Raw genomic sequence first — 240 nt, forward strand, 5'->3', positions numbered from 1 at the left:
GACAGTGATGTCTTCCTTGGCGGCGGTCTGGTGGATGAAGGCATCGAGTTTCATGCCGGTGTCTTCTTCAACCTGCAGTTCCAACCAGGCAGAAGTACCGTTAGAGGAAAACCGGTAGGTATCTTTAGGGCGGGTATCCCGATAGGCAATGGAATCATCCAGTGTTTTACATATATCGCGGACTTTGCGCCTGATTTGACTACGTGTAGGAAAAGCCTGATTCGGTTTAGAAGGGGTAAA

1 pseudogene is annotated in these 240 nt (G+C 49.2%); it reads right to left on the reverse strand.

The window, feature by feature from the left end:
- Positions 1-240 (reverse strand): annotated as a pseudogene (locus tag HMPREF2996_RS00005) (HNH endonuclease); the annotation flags it as partial.

Source organism: Corynebacterium sp. HMSC066C02, from assembly GCF_001814945.1.
In the GTDB taxonomy this organism is placed as follows: domain Bacteria; phylum Actinomycetota; class Actinomycetes; order Mycobacteriales; family Mycobacteriaceae; genus Corynebacterium; species Corynebacterium aurimucosum.